This is a genomic window from Methylobacterium sp. E-065 (assembly GCF_022829605.1).
In the GTDB taxonomy this organism is placed as follows: domain Bacteria; phylum Pseudomonadota; class Alphaproteobacteria; order Rhizobiales; family Beijerinckiaceae; genus Methylobacterium.
The window spans coordinates 1-15146 of record NZ_JAKSYD010000029.1 but is presented as its reverse complement, the minus strand read 5'-3'; the positions used below and the strand labels follow the sequence as shown (position 1 = coordinate 15146).

Annotated in this window: 11 protein-coding genes; 2 read left to right on the top strand and 9 right to left on the bottom strand. The window is 65.6% G+C overall.

Annotated elements, in window-relative coordinates:
* Positions 1-466: 466 nt before the first annotated feature.
* The gene (gene fghA / locus MKK84_RS02430) at positions 467-1300 is read right to left on the bottom strand and encodes an S-formylglutathione hydrolase (RefSeq protein ID WP_243916445.1); all 834 of its coding nucleotides are present in this window, start codon (positions 1298-1300) and stop codon (positions 467-469) included.
* Positions 1301-1473: 173 nt separating this feature from the next.
* Complete coding sequence (locus tag MKK84_RS02425; RefSeq protein ID WP_243916444.1) at positions 1474-2610, bottom strand: S-(hydroxymethyl)glutathione dehydrogenase/class III alcohol dehydrogenase; 1137 nt, start codon at positions 2608-2610, stop codon at positions 1474-1476.
* Positions 2611-3112: 502 nt separating this feature from the next.
* Here MKK84_RS02425 and MKK84_RS02420 point away from each other — a divergent pair.
* Positions 3113-4444: an MFS transporter gene (locus MKK84_RS02420; RefSeq protein WP_243916443.1), complete on the top strand. Its 1332-nt coding sequence runs from the start codon at positions 3113-3115 to the stop codon at positions 4442-4444.
* Positions 4445-4449: 5 nt separating this feature from the next.
* On the top strand, positions 4450-5331 hold the full coding sequence (locus tag MKK84_RS02415) for an amidohydrolase family protein (protein WP_243916442.1): 882 nt from the start codon (positions 4450-4452) through the stop codon (positions 5329-5331).
* A gap of 122 nt (positions 5332-5453) precedes the next feature.
* On the opposite strand, the gene MKK84_RS02410 is transcribed toward MKK84_RS02415, so the two are convergent.
* The 7 genes from MKK84_RS02410 to istB all read right to left on the bottom strand — a co-directional run.
* Positions 5454-6704, bottom strand: coding sequence for an HdeD family acid-resistance protein (locus tag MKK84_RS02410; RefSeq protein WP_243916441.1), 1251 nt, complete (start codon positions 6702-6704; stop codon positions 5454-5456).
* Between the two features lie 549 nt (positions 6705-7253).
* Entirely contained in the window at positions 7254-8375 is a 1122-nt protein-coding gene (locus tag MKK84_RS02405; protein WP_243916440.1) for a hypothetical protein, read from the bottom strand.
* Between the two features lie 59 nt (positions 8376-8434).
* Positions 8435-9391, bottom strand: a complete 957-nt coding sequence (locus MKK84_RS02400) for an antibiotic biosynthesis monooxygenase (RefSeq protein WP_243916439.1) — start codon at positions 9389-9391, stop codon at positions 8435-8437.
* Positions 9388-12096, bottom strand: a complete 2709-nt coding sequence (locus MKK84_RS02395; protein ID WP_243916438.1) for a molybdopterin-dependent oxidoreductase — start codon at positions 12094-12096, stop codon at positions 9388-9390. The genes MKK84_RS02400 and MKK84_RS02395 overlap by 4 nt, the downstream gene beginning before the upstream one ends.
* Positions 12093-12908, bottom strand: coding sequence for an FAD binding domain-containing protein (locus MKK84_RS02390; protein ID WP_243916437.1), 816 nt, complete (start codon positions 12906-12908; stop codon positions 12093-12095). Before MKK84_RS02390 ends, MKK84_RS02395 begins: the two co-directional genes overlap by 4 nt.
* A gap of 900 nt (positions 12909-13808) precedes the next feature.
* Positions 13809-14405, bottom strand: a complete 597-nt coding sequence (locus tag MKK84_RS02385; RefSeq protein ID WP_243916436.1) for a helix-turn-helix domain-containing protein — start codon at positions 14403-14405, stop codon at positions 13809-13811.
* A 199-nt stretch (positions 14406-14604) separates the two neighbouring features.
* A partial coding sequence (gene istB, locus MKK84_RS02380) for an IS21-like element helper ATPase IstB (protein WP_243916435.1) occupies positions 14605-15146 on the bottom strand: 542 nt, incomplete at its 5' end.

Genomic DNA, 15146 nt, shown 5'->3' with positions numbered 1-15146 from the left:
GGCAGGTGCGGCTCGATCCGCGCCCAGGCTTCATCCGAGAGCCAGAACAACCGTGCCATCGCGATCCTCCTGCGCTGGAAACCTCAAACTCAGGAAGAAAACGCAAGCGAGCGCAAATGGTTGTATGAGTTCTCTACCTAGGCGGGCCCTGAACCGCGGTGGTGACCTGCGGGCCGAACCGGTTCATCACCCCGTGGCGTTCGTCCCAGGCCGCTGGCTTGTGCAAACAACCCGCGGCGCTGAGCGCGTCGCCACGAATGGCGCGGAGGACCCGACGAGGTCGAGGTCCTGCTTGACCCGGCGTTCGACAAGCGCGTCCGGGCACAGGACCGGCTTCGAGGTCCTGAGACAAAGGCCCGACAGGCTGCCGCCGAGCTGGGCTCTGCGGCAGCAGGATGCGGTAGTTCTTGTGCGCCTGCTACCAGTGTGCGTCGCCCGCGACTACGCGTGACGCACACTGGCGACGTCACTTCAGGCGGGCGGCAGCCCAGGCGATGTGATCGGCCATGAAGGTCGAGATGAAGAAGTACGAGTGGTCGTAGCCTTCGCGCATGTTGAGGGTCAGCGCGATGCCGGCCTTCTTGCAGGCCTCCTCGAGCAGCCACGGCCGCAGGCCATCCTGAAGGAAGCTGTCGGCGGTACCCTGATCCACCAGGAACTCGGGGAAACGCTTACCGTCTTCGATCAGCGCGGTGGCATCGTGGGCGCGCCAGGCGGCTGGATCGGACCCGAGGTACTTCTCGAAGGCCGGTTTCGACCAGCCGGCCGTGGAGGGCTGGGCGATCGGCGCGAAGGCTGAGCAGGACTTGAAGCGCTCCGGGTAGGTCAGCGCGATGGTGAGCGCTCCGTGGCCGCCCATGGAGTGGCCGAAGATGCCTTGACGGGTCATGTCGGCGGGGAAGTTCGCCGCGATGACCGCCGGCAGCTCCTCCGTGACGTAGCTCCACATCTTGTAATTCTTGGCATAGGGCGCCTCGGTGGCGTCCAGATAGAAACCGGCACCGGAGCCGAACTGCCAGTTGCCCTCCTCGTCCGGGATCCCCGGGCCGCGCGGGCTGGTATCCGGGGCCACGATGATCACGCCATGCTGGGCGGCGGCCGCCCGGTACTCGCCCTTGTCCATGACGTTGGCATGCGTGCAGGTGAGCCCCGACAGGTACCACAACACCGGAACCGGACCGTTCTCGGCCTGGGGCGGCACGAACACCGCGAAGGTCATCGGGCATCCCGTGGTCTGCGCATCGTGCTTGTAGACGCCCTGCGTGCCGCCATGAGCGCGGGCCTTCGAGATGGTTTCCATGAGCTTAGATCTCCTGCTCGGGAGGCGAGAGCCGCGCTCCGGGGCCGGATGGCGGGCTTGGGATTTCGAGACTACGGGGCGGCGCGCAAAGCTGTCGGCTTGCCCGACAGGAACGAGGCACCGGTCACCGGGACCCCACCCCTGAAGAGCGGCGAGCCCCGGATCAAATGGTCTCAGTAAACGACAACGGAACGGATCGACTTGCCTTCGTGCATGAGGTCGAAACCGTGGTTGATGTCTTCCAGGGGCATGGTGTGGGTGATCAGATCATCGATGTTGATCTTACCCTCCATGTACCAATCGACGATCTTCGGCACATCCGTGCGGCCGCGGGCCCCACCGAAGGCAGATCCCCGCCAGACACGGCCGGTGACGAGCTGGAACGGACGGGTCGAGATCTCACGACCGGCCTCTGCCACGCCGATGACGATCGACTCGCCCCAGCCGCGATGGCAGCACTCGAGCGCCTGGCGCATCACGTGGACGTTGCCGGTGCAATCGAAGGAGAAATCGGCGCCGCCGCCGGTGAGATCGACGATGGCCTGAACCACCTTGTCGGTACCGACCTCATTCGGGTTGATGAAGTGGGTCATCCCGAACTTGCGGGCCATAGCCTGCTTCTCCGGGTTGATGTCGACGCCGATGATCTTGTCGGCTCCGACCATCCGGGCGGCCTGGAGGACGTTGAGGCCGATGCCACCGAGACCGAACACCACCACGTTGGCACCGGGCCAGACTTTGGCGGTGTAGATCACCGCGCCGATGCCGGTCGTCACGCCGCAACCGATGTAGCAGATCTTGTCGAAGGGCGCGTCTTCGCGGATCTTCGCGAGCGCAATGGCCGGCAGAACCGTGAAGTTCGAGAAGGTCGAGCAGCCCATGTAGTGAAACACGGTGCTCGAACCGCCGGGGCTGCCGCCGGTGGACACGCAGGAGAAGCGGCTCGTGCCATCCGGCATCACGCCCTGACCCTGGGTCGCCCGGATCGCGGTGCACAGGTTGGTGCGCTGCGAGAGACAGGACTTACAGTTGCGGCATTCCGGCGTGTACAGGGGGATCACATGGTCGCCGGGCTTCAGCGTCGTGACGCCGGCGCCGACCTCACGGACAATACCCGCGCCCTCATGGCCGAGGATCGCCGGGAACTTCCCCTCGGAATCGAGACCCGAGAGCGTGTAGGCATCGGTGTGGCAAATGCCGGTGGCCATCAACTCGACGAGCACTTCGCCGGCCTTGGGCCCCTCGATGTCGATGGTCTCGATCGTGAGTGGCTTCTTGGCCTCCCACGCGACTGCGGCGCGAGTCTTCATCAGGTCTTCCCATTGTCTGGATGATGACGGACGGCGCCGAACTGCCGACTCTCCGGTGCACCTTGCCTAAGGGCAGCGCACCGGACGGTCCGAAAATCTGTCGCGTGTGTGCTGCTTCTGACGCGAAGATGCAATGTCCTGCCCCCGTGTTCAGCGCATGGCCCCAGCGTTCGGCAGGACCGGGCTAGGAAGCGCATCCGCGCCGCATGAGCCGCGCGCTCAGGCCGGAAGATGGATCGCGCAGCGCCTGTGACCCGTGCCAGATCACGGTTCAATCGGGCCGAGCAGTCGTTCGTTGACTGTCCGGCAGCTTCGGCTCGGGGTCGGACGCGGTGGTCACGCGATGTGTCGCTGTCCATGACGGCAGGGCTGATACGGAAGAGACAATCCACTGGAGCAGTCGCCCCCCTGTGGCACGCTTGTCTGGTTGTCGTGGCCGGGCGCTGCTACAATCCTGCGCGCCTGCGACGTCGAAGAAAACGACACGGCTGGGAGGTCGGATATGGCGACAACGAGCGTTCCCACCGAGGTGCCGGAGATCGAACGTCGCACAATGCGCGCGGTCGGCTGGCGCATCGTGCCGTTCCTCGTGCTCTGCTACTTCATCGCCTATGTCGATCGTGTGAATGCAGGCTTCGCCGCGCTCACGATGAACAAGGATCTCGGCCTTTCCCAAGCAATGTTCGGCATCGGTGGTGGCCTGTTCTTCGTCGCCTACGTTCTGTGCGAGGTGCCGAGCAATCTCGCGATGGAAAAGTTCGGCGCGCGGGTGTGGATCGCGCGGATCATGATCACCTGGGGCCTCGTCGGTGCGGCGATGGCCTTCGTGGTCGGCCCTTACAGTTTCTATCTCGGCCGCTTCCTGTTGGGCGCAGCCGAAGCCGGCTTCTTCCCCGGGGTGATCCTCTACCTGACCTACTGGTTCCCGAAGGCGTACCGGGCACGGATCGTCGCCATGTTCATGGTCGCGATCCCGATCTCGTCCTTCCTGGGCTCGCCGCTGTCTGCCGGGCTGCTTCAACTCGACGGCGCCGCTGGCCTGCACGGCTGGCAGTGGCTGTTCATCGCGGAGGCAATCCCCGCGGTTCTGCTCGGGCTTGCCGCTCTTTTCGTGCTCCCGAGCCGGCCGGCGGAGGCGAAATGGCTGGCTCCGGAGCAACGCGCCTGGCTCGAGGGCCGACTTGAGGCGGACAAGGCTGGCGCTGCACCAGTGGCGCACCACCTTCCGCTGCTGAAGGTCCTCTCGAACAAGTACGTTTGGGCGCTGGCGCTGATCTATTCGGGCTCGTCGGCCACCAGCAACGCGCTCTCCCTCTGGCAGCCGCAGATCCTCAAGTCCTTCGGGCTCTCGAATCTCGAGACCGGCCTCCTCAACATGATCCCCTTCGGCATCGCCTCGGTGTTTATGGTGTTCTGGGGGCTGCGCGCCGACAAGTCGGGCGAGCGGGTCTACAGTACGGCTCTGCCGCTAGCGCTGACCTGCCTGTGCCTCGCCGCCACGAACCTCACCAACTCGCTCACCCTGACGATGGTGCTCCTGAGCTTCACCCTGCTCGGCAACTACGCGATCAAGGGGCCGTTCTGGGCCATGGCCACGGAGTGGCTCTCGGCCGGCACCGCAGCGGCGGGGATCGCGGCGATCAACACCCTCTCGCATCTCGGCACCGGTATCGCCTCCTGGCTGCTGGGCGTGATCAAGGACGCCACCGGCAGCTTCCCCATGGGCCTTCTGCCGCTTGTCGTCCTCACGGGCGCCGGCAGCATCATGACGATCATCCTCGGCCGCGGCAGTCGCGCTCAGGCGAGCGCCCCCGCCCCCGCGCCGGCCGAGTAGTCGCCATGATCTCGCGACGGATGTTCCAAGGGGGCATCGCAGCCGCCGCGCTGATGCCGCGCTTCGCGATGTCCGAGCCGGTCACAGCGATCGACAGCCACGCGCACGTCTTCACGCGCGGTCTCAAGCTCGCGCCATCCGTTCGCTACGCCCCGGATTACGACGCGACGCCCGAGGACTACATCAAGGTTCTCGACGCCAACGGGATCTCCAACGCGGTGCTGATCCAGCCGAGCTTCCTCGGCACCGACAACAGCTACATGCTGGATGCGCGAAAGAATTATCCGTCGCGCTTCCGGTGCGTCGCGGTCGTCGATCCCGGCATCTCCGCCGATGACCTTAAAGCCCTGGATGCCGCGGGTGTGGTTGGCGTGCGCCTCAACCTGATTGGGCAGCGGGATCCACAGTTCGCGAGCCCGGCCTGGCGCGCGCATCTCGCGCATCTCGCGGCCCTCAACTGGCATGTCGAGATCCAGGCCGAGGGGCGGCGCTGGCCCGACCTGCTCTCGCCCCTCCTCGATGCGGGGGTGACTGTGGTGGCCGACCATTTCGGCAAGCCGGATCCCAAGGCGGGCGTGGATGATCCCGGCTTCCGCCGGATCCTGGAAGCCGGGCGCACAGGCCGCGTCTACCTCAAGCTGTCGGGCCCCTACCGAAACGGGGCCGATGGCGACGCCATTGCCAGGACGGCGATCCCGCTTCTGCGCGAGCATCTCGGCCTGGATCATCTCGTCTGGGGTAGCGATTGGCCGAATACTGGGTTCGAGGGCAAAGAGCCCTACGCTGCGATGCTGGCCAATCTCACGACTTGGCTGCCCGAGCCGGCAGACCGTCAAGTCGTGCTTGTGGACGCGCCGAGGACGCTCTTTCGGTTCAACACCGCATGAGCCTGCGGCGCTTGCCCCCGAGATTGCAGGCGAAAGTCTGATGCGCACATCGGTGAGGGTTGTGCACTCAGCTTTGTCGGCGGGCGGCCATAAGGTCACCCGCGCGGGACAGGATCTATCCCTCAGGCAGCCTTCGCCTCATGAGGCTCCGCTCTGGTGAGCCTACGCTGGCGGGCGACGGTTTCCGCGCGCCCGTTGCGCATCAAGCGTCGCCTGACGCCCTGCCATTTGATGGTTGGCACCGGCGCGACGGGATCGGTAAGGGCGCCCAAGGCTCGCGTGTAATCCAGAACCAGACCGGGGGTCCACGTCATAGCGCCCGCGCCATTACGCATGAGCGCGGCCGCCCAGAATTCCGGGCTCACCATCGCGCGCGCCAGTCTGCGCCACGGCCGACCACCGCTGCAAAAGTTGCCCTCGACAGCAGCGTCGAGGGCGTCAACGACGCACGTCGAACAGTTCCGGCCGACGAGGTTGTAGGTCGCATCCCGGCGATACCTGCTCCAGAACGCGCGTAGGCGACCGCCGTCGATACCCTGGAGGGTGACCACCACGGTCGCCTCGCACCAATCGGCTGCCTCTTCGCGGTAGCTCGGCAGGAAGCGGCCCGGCACGTCGTTCTCGGGACCGGCGCGCAGGATCGCCCGCAGTTTGTCGGGCGACCTCTCGATCTCCACAGAGGGGTAATGGCTTATATAAAGGGGGTCTTCCCCAACCAAGTCTGCGCAGGAGCCGGCCGCTCCCTTCGCGACCGCCAGTTCCAAGGCGGCGTGGCCGGTGGAGAGGTGCCCAACCCCATCCACCGAGATGACGTAGCGGTGAACCAGACGGCGTCGGGCTGGGATTGTCGCCGTCCCGGTGGGCGTCCAAACATAGATCTTGACGGTGTCCGACCCGCTCGCCTGCTCGGATGGGTCGAAGAAACTGGGCGGGCGCCGTAGGCGTAGGCCGCGGACCATAACCTTGATCCCGGACAGCATCAGAAAGGCACCGATGCTGAAACCGACCGTGCCGGCATACCAAGTCGGGTATGGCTGCAGGGTGAGGATTCCTAGGAGGATGCCGAAGCCCCCGTGCACCACCGACCCGTGCCAGCCGGGAAAGCGCAGGACGTGAGATAGGACGACCCGCAACAGGCCGTCGAACAGGAAGGCGGTACCGAACAGCATCGCAAGGAGGAACGTGCTCGAGGCCGAAGCGAGCATCGTCAGGACGGCCACAACGAGGAGTATCGCGGCCTTGAGCAAACGCAGTCGTCGTGCAGCCCCGGTGACAACCAAGCCGCGTACTCCCGAGCTCGCCGCCTCGAACACAAGGAGGAGGCCGAACCAGCGATCCGGGATATGCGTGGCGCCGTCGAGGGCATCGATCACGAGGGCGCCACCGAGTCCCGTCCAGATAAGGCCCACGCTGGTGACGGCCCCCCAACGGCGATGGACCGCCTCGCGTCCCACCAGCAGCAGCCACAGGGGGAGGGCTCGCCGGCTCGTCGGAGCGCTGGACTTTGAGGATGGCATTGCTTCAACAGGATCGCTCCTGCGCTCGGCTTCGGCGAACCACAGGTGCCTCCGCCCTTTCGGACTGATGCGCGCTGGGGAAGGCGCGCCATCGCCGGGTCGATCGGGCGACGCCGCCCCCGTTGCGACATTGATCTGGTGGCTCGGCGTTGAAGACAACGTCACGCGAAAAACCTCCCGGCGCTTCATTGCTAGCCAAGCGAAGATACGAGCTGACGAGAAAACGACTGAGAAAGCAGACTTCCTAGATCTCGTCTCAGAATTTTCTTCCTGACGGGAACGTCGTCCAAAACGATCTTGCTGCAATGCGACCTTGAACTTTCAGGCGGACTGTTGCACGCCCGATCGGTTGACTTAAAGAGCGCTGAAATTCCTTCTCAAGCTAGGGCAAGCCTGCGGATGATCCTACTTGAGATGGTAGGCGACGCCCGCGATCAGCGCCTTCTCCTCGGTGTTGAGCGTCTGCGGCGGGTGCCCGCCGAATTTGTTGTGCCAATACTGGAAGCCCACGAACACCTCGACCCGGTTGGGCGTGTTCTCGAGCAGCTGCCCGACATCCAAGACCAGATTGGTCTGCGAGACGAATTCCAGCTGCGTCTGGTTTTCGTTGAAACTCCCGTAGCGGCCCTTGGGCAGGATAATGGTGTTGAAGCCGGCCAGCGCCAGGGGCAGGCCGGTGAAGGCCAGGGGAATGGTATATGTCAGCTCGAATTCCGGCGTCATCTTGTACTCGACGCTGCGGAAATGTGAGTAATCGAAGTTCGGTATCGGTTTCAGGAGACCTTCACCCTCTGGCGGACTTCCGGCGAAACCATTACGGGAAAACTCCTTGTAGCCCTGGACCTTAAGGTTCACGAACCCGGCCGGTACGTCAAACGCAAAGCTGATCCCGAAGGTGCCGGCGCGCTTCTCGGAATCGAATTTCGTCTCCTTGGTGTTGATGTCGGCCCCGAATGACAGGCCGATATCCTTCACGAGGCCTGGAATGGCGAAGATGTTGGTGTCGAAGATCTTGTTCGGGCTCAGGACGCCCCGGTAGATCAGGTAGACCTCGGTCGCGCCGTAGCCCTTGTCCCTGTTCACCTTGTCGCTCGCCGGGTCTTGACGGCCCGATCGGAGAATATCGAGGGAAATCAGGTTGGTGCCGTAGGCCCAGGAATTGGCGTGGAACAGGTTGACCACATTCTTGGGCACCTCAACAGGCACCTCGCGGCTGCCCGGGAGTTTCCGGGAGACGCCGGGCTCCGCGGACGGTCCCTGGAAACGGTAGCTGACCACGGTGTCGGAGAACGAGAAGAACGACGGCGGCGGTGCGGCCATCACGGTCGCGGCGGCGACAGGAACCCCGGCCTCCTGCCGATTCGGCCCGGTCGAGGCCCATTGCGTCGTGCTGAACGTCTCGTCGAAGGCCCGGGTGGCGCTCGTTTGGACATTCGTGCTTGCCGCCGTCTCGGATCGGGCCGCGCCGATGCCGGCCATCAGCGACGCCGCGATCAGCAGGCCCGCCCGGGGCATCCCGATGGTCATGGATCCTCGCTTAGCCCGGCCGGCGGGTCGTGCCGGGGCGATCCGTGCGACCTGGTTCGTCACAGCACTTTCCAGAAGACCAGGATCATCACCGCATAGGCCGCAGCCAGCAGGCCGGCGCCCTTGAGGTCGACGGAAGCCTGCTTGTCCCCGGCAGGCGCCAGCCACCAGCCGAGCCGCTGGGCGGCGAACGGCACCAGCCGGGCGGTGATTAGCACGCTGACGACGTTGCCGATGAACAGCGCTAGGGGGAAATCCAGTTTCAGCGTCTGAACCAGGAACGGCGTGCCGATCAGCAGGCCCCAGAGGAACACCGTCGGGTACAGCGTCAGGAGGACGATCATGTTCATCTTCCAGGCCGGGGGCGCCGGAGCACCCTCCGGCGTCGCGTTCCGGAACCATTGCTCGAAGCCGCTCTGGACCATCCGGGTGTGGAATTCCGCGGTCAGCGGCGCCGCCTCTTCGACCAGGGCCTGGCGCTCCGGGGAGTTCAGCCAGGCTTGCAGGTTGGCGTCGCTGTCGAACCGCAGGATCGCGACGAAATCCTCCTGCACCCCCGGCACGGCGGGCTCGAGCCGGTAGCCCTGCAGGCCACGCGCGCGCGACTGGGCGGCCGCGACCTTCCTCTCCCAGCGAAGATATTCGGCCTCCATCCCGGGCTTCACCCGGGTGCTGATCACCGCCGAGACCGGCGCGGTACGGGCCGCGCTGGCATCGTCGGTGACGATGTGGACGTCGTCACGGCCAACCAGCATCGGGGCGGCGCCCTCGATGCGGGATTGCCGCTCCGGCGAGCCCAGCCAGTGACGGGCATGGTCCAGGCTGTCGAAACGCTGCAGGATCACCCAATCGACCTGCAGCGGCGGGTGCGGCGGCATCAGCCGCTGCTCGATGAAGCCCGGAAACGTCGCCACCACCGCGCTGGTGTCGCCCTGCCACCGGGCGAAGGCGTCGGCGCTCTCCGGCCGGACGGTCGTCTGGGTGACGATGCTGACGCTCGCCGCTGACGTGCTCATGCGCTGGCGAGCTTCTCGAACAGGCGGTCGGGGGTGAACGGCAGGTGGGCGAACCGCACCCCGGTGGCGTCGGCCAGCGCGTTCGAGACGGCCGGGGCAACCGGGTTGATGCCGCACTCGCCCTGTGACTTGGCCCCGAGCGGCCCAATCTTGTCGATCGTATCGGCGAAGAAGATGTCGGTGTGGGGCGTGTCCGCGAAGGTCGGGATCCGGCAATTGCGCAATTGCGGGTTGACCATGCGGCCGTCGCCATCGTGTACCATGGTCTCGACCAGCGCCCAGCCGTAGCCCATGCCGACGGCGCCATCGAGCTGGCCCCGGCACTGCATCGGGTTGATCGGCTTGCCGATATCCGCGGCGTGGACGCTCTGCAGGATCCGGATCTCGCCGGTCACCCGGTGCACCGCCAGGCGGACACCCTGCACGTTGAACGCGATGGTGCGCGGCGAGAGATAGGACTTCCGGCTGACCGTGAACCGGTGGTCGACCTTGGTACCCTCGGCGTGGAGCTCGGCCAGCGTCAGGCGCCGGTTGCCGCAGACCACGCCCCCATCGGTGTCGAGACGGCATTGCTCCACCGGCACCCCGGTATGCCGGCTGGCGAAGTCGAGGATGTCCTCCGCCATGGCCTCTGCGGCCAGGTGGACCGCCTTGCCGCCGACCACGGTGCCGGTGCTGGCAAACGTGCCGGTGTCGTAGGGGGTGCGATCGGTGTCGGCGTTGATGATCGCGACATCGTCGGCGCGCGCGCCCAGGATCGCAGCTGCGATCTGCTTGTGCGCCGTGGTGATGCCGTTGCCCATCTCGGTCGAGCCGCAGGCGAGATGGTAGGTCCCGTCCGTGAGCAGGTGCATCTTGGCGCCCGAGCGATGCTCGGTCGGCGGTCCGCATTCCAGCATGGCGAGCGCTACGCCGGTGCCCTCGGCCCAGTCCGCGCCCTCGGGCCTAGCGACCCCGTTGCCCTTCTCGAGCTCGCGCTCGACGATGTCGAGGCACTCGCCGACGCCGTAGCTGCCGAAGCTGGCGTCGCTCGGCTCCTTCCAGATCGACTCGATGTTGTCGCCGGGCTGCACGACGTTCAACCGCCGCATCGCGAACGGATCGATGCCGAGCTGGCGGGCCAGGGCGTCGATCGCGCATTCGATCGCGAAGGTGGTCTGCGAGGCGCCGTAGCCGCGGAAACCTCCGCCCGGCACCATGTTGGTGTAGACGGCGTGGCCGATGCCCTTCTTGTTGAGGCAGCGATACACCGCGATCGGGCTGGCCATCGCGGCCCCCAGGGTTTCGCCGCCATGGCCGCCATAGGCCCCGGTGTTGGACACCACTTCCACGTCCATCGCCGTCAGCGTGCCGTCGCGGCGGGCGCCGATCTTCACCCGGGTGGTCATCGGATGGCGCGTCGTGGCGCCGATGAACTCCTCCTCCCGGGTCCATTCCCACTTCACCGGGCGGCCGAGCTTCATCGTGGCGAACAGGACGAGGTCTTCCGAGACCATCTCCTGCTTGCCGCCGAAGCCGCCGCCGACCCGCTCGGTGAACACGTGGATGTCCCGGGGCGACAGACCCATCACGTAGGCGAGCGTAGTCCGGACCGCGAACGGCGCCTGCGAACTGGTGCGGACGTGCCAGCGCTGGTCCTCGCCCTGCCAGGCGATCGAGCCGTGCGTCTCCAGGTGCGTGTGCTGGACCCGGGTGGTCGAATAGGTCTGCTCGTGGATCACGTCGGCCTCGGCGAAGCCGGCGGCCACATCGCCGATCTCGCCCCGGAGCGTGCAGAAGATGTTGCTGTCCCCGGTAACCTGCTCCTTGTTGTGCAGCAGCGGCGCGCCGGGCTGCATCGCGGCGACCGGATCGAACACCGCCGGCAGGATCTCGTACTCGACCCGCACGGCCCGGCATCCCGCCTCGGCGGCCGCTTCGGTCTCGGCGACCACGGCCACGACGCGCTGGCCGGCGAAGCGCGCGACGTTGTCGAGCAGCAGGATGTCGTCGGGATCGACCAGATGGTCCTCGTGCAGGGCCGAGCTGAACCGGCGCTTCGGTACGTCCTGCCAGGTGTAGACCGCGACCACCCCGGGCAAAGCCCGGGCGGCAGCGGCGTCGATCGCCACGATGCGCGCATGGGCGTGGGGCGAGCGCAGCACCTTCAGGTGCAGCAGGCCCTCGACCGCGACATCCATGGTGTAGCGGGCTTTGCCGGTGAGGATGGAATCCGTGAACGGGTTGGGCAGGCTGGCGCCGAGCGCCCGGCCGGGCATGTCCGCCTCGATGTTGCAGCGGCCATGCAGCGCGTCGTTGATCGAGCGGTAGCCGGTGCAGCGGCACAGGTTGCCCTTCAGGGCGTGCGGCAAGTCGGCCTTCTGCGCATCGGTCAGCGTCACCGCGGTCATGATCATGCCGGCGGTGCAGAAGCCGCATTGGAACGCCTGCGCATCCCGGAACGCCTGCTGCATGGGATGCAGGTCGTTACCGCAGCCGGACAGGCCCTCGAGGGTGGTGACCGCGCGGCCCTCGGCCCGGAACGCCGGGACCAGGCAGGAATGGAACGGCTTTCCATCGATATGGACGGTGCAGGCGCCACAATCGCCGGCGTCGCAGCCCTTCTTGACGCCGAACACGTCGAGGTCGCGCAGGAAGGTCCGCAGGCACTGGCCGGGGGCGGGCTCGGCGGCGTAGTCGCGGCCGTTGATCGAATACTGGGTCACGCGAGCTCCGTCCGGATCTGTTCAGCGAGGTATTGCGTGACGTGACGCTTGTACGGGGCCGAGCCGTGGACGTCGGCGAAATAGGCCTCCGGCGGCAGGCGCGCGTCGAGGGCGGCACGCAGGTCGTCGGCGGATGGGCATGCGGGGAAGCGCAGCTGAACCGGCCGGGGCGTCGCCGCTGTCACCGTCAGCAGGAAGTCGGTGCCGTCCTGGCCGACCGTTCCGATGATCAGCGCGGCCGAGCGCCCGAACTTGGTCAGCGACACCTGCCGCATGGCCGTTCGTTTCGCCAGCGCGGCGGCGGGCAGGTGGATGCTGCGCAGCAATTCGCCGGGCTGCAGCACGTTCGCGTGGTTGCCGGTGACGAACTCGGCCACCGGGACCGTGCGCGGCGCGCCGTCGCGCGGCCACAGCGTGCAGACGCCCTCCAGGGCCGCGGTCAGCGAAATCATCGCGCCCGCCGGCAGCGACATGCAGACATTGCCGCCGATCGTGGCGGCGTTCCAGATCTTGAATGACATCAGGAACGAGTCGATGCAGTGTCGGAACAGCGGCACGGCGTGCCACTCGACCGGGCCCGCGAAATCGTGCAGTTCGACGACCCTGCAGGTGGCCGCGATCTCGAGCCCGGCCTCGGTCACTGTCAGCGGCGCCCAGCCCAGCCGGTCGAGGTCGATCAGCGTGTCGACCGCCACCTGCGGCTCGGAGAACAGCCACGTGCCGCCTGCGAGCCACGAGCACCCGTCATGCCAGCCTTGGACCTCGTCTAGGGACGTCGGCCGCTTGACGTTCACAATTGTTGAAAGGTTCATCGGTGCCCTTCAAAGCTCATCAGCGCAAGATCTACGCTTATCATGACAGTATCATGATCCATCGGAAGTAAATAAATTGTTTACGTGCCGTCCCAATTCTGATTTTTATCGCGCCAAATCAGACTGCAGATCTGATGAACAACTTACAGATATAGAAATTGCTGCGAATGATTCGGAAATTGACGACCGACTCTTCGACCGATCAAGGCATCCGCGCGATTCCATCGCGGCGGAGGTGCCGATCGTGGCATCCGCGGCATCCGCGCTACGCAGGGGCCGTCGCGATTTCAGCTTCGGTCTGGTCTCGACACGAAAAAACACATCATGGATGCGCGCGTCAATCCAGTACATCGAGCGCCGCCGTAGTGTTATGTAACTACTGATATGTTACATCAAATGACTGATGCAGTCGGAAAAGTCTCAGTAAATCGCCCGGCCGTTCGCCAATATAGTGGTGTTGCGAAGATACATCCGCAGCCGTACCGGATCGCAGCTCGCGACCGTGGGACGGAGAGACAAGGAAAATCCTGGCCCTTGGCACTTGTCGGCGTCAGGGCATCCGCAAAGCTGCACTCCGTCCCGTTTCTCGGGGCCGGCTTGGTATGGGTGGAGAAATCGCGGATCCTGGGTCGTCGGAGCAAAGCGCTCTCCACGCGCGATGGAACAGCTGGCGGGGTGATGGGCTAGCCGGCGAAGGAGAGCGCTGACATCTTCAACTCCGTCCATCGCGCTGCGTCGGTGCGTGGTCGATACCGTCGCGGCGTTGGTTGTCAGTGCCTGCCACGGGCTCGGTCGCGCCGGCAATTCTTCCAGGCCTCACAGCCGCGTTCGGAGATAACATGACGATGCGTGTTTCTGCCCGCAGTGAAATGGCCTGCTTCCGCGTTGGGTTTGCTCCGATCAAGAACTCGCGGCTCGCAATGCACGTGGAGACAGACCGAAACGCTCGCGGAATCCACGATTGAAGGTCGGGATGTCGGTAAAGCCGCATGCATACGCGATGGTGGCGATCTTGAGCTGGCTGTCCCGCGACGCTTCGAGCCGCCGCTTCACAAGATCGAGCCTCGTGTCGCGAATAGCCGCCGCTATCCCGCCAGACTCGGCGAAGGCCCGATAGAGGCTGGATCGTGAGACGCCCAACGCGACTTGGATATCGCCCGGGCTGAGTTTGGGGTCGTGGAGCCGACGCGCGATATGGGCGCGGGTGAGGGCTTCGATAGCCGCCGGCGAGACGTCCGCACCAGCTTCGGTCGTGCGATCGCCAACGAGGTAACCCAGAAGGTGCAGCACGCCATCGATCGCGGTCGAGGCCTCCGACTCCGACATCCAGGCAATCGATCCTGCGACTGAACGGAGACGAGCGCCGACTTCAGCGCTCCGCGCCTGCGCCCTGATGCTGCGGCCGGCGAGCGCATTGATCCTGCCAACCCTGGCCTCGAAGATCTCCAGCGGCACGGCAAGCCGGATCTCCTCGTAGTGGCTCAGCGTGCCGGCCATGATCGGCTGGGTCCGCGTCAAGAAGCTGATATCGCCGGCTTGGAGTTGCGCTCCGCGACCACATTGCTCCTGATATTGTCAAAAGGCGTTGGAATGGGACCCCGGATCGGCGTGCAATTGGGACCCCTTCGCAAGCTGGGTACGGTACGGTGCGGCTGAGCTGATCCGACGTCCAGCTTTGGCGTCGTAGGCGCTGGCCTCAGGCGCGGTTCTTGAAGCGCCAGCTCTCATTGCCGGTCTCAACGATCTCACAGTGGTGGGTGAGCCGGTCGAGCAGCGCCGTGGTCATCTTGGCGTCGCCGGCGAACACGCTTGGCCACTCGCCGAAGGCGAGGTTGGTGGTCACCACGATCGAGGTGGTCTCGTAGAGCTTGCTGATCAGATGGAACAGCAACTGGCCGCCGGACTGCGCAAACGGCAGGTAGCCGAGCTCGTCCAGCACCACGAAGTCGAGCCGCATGAGATGGTCAGCGATGCGGCCCTGCCGGCCGGCACGCGCCTCGGCTTCGAGCCGGTTGACGAGGTCGACCACGTTGTAGAACCGGCCGCGCTTCCCGTCCCGGATACACGCTCGTACGATGGCGATGGCTAGGTGCGTCGTGCCGGTGCCAGTGCCGCCGACCAGCACGACGTTGCGCTGGTGGGCCAGGAACTCGCCACCAGCGAGGTCGCGCACCAGCCCCTCGTTGATCGGCGTATCGGTGAAGGCGAACTCGGCGATGTCCTTGGCCAGGGGCAGCT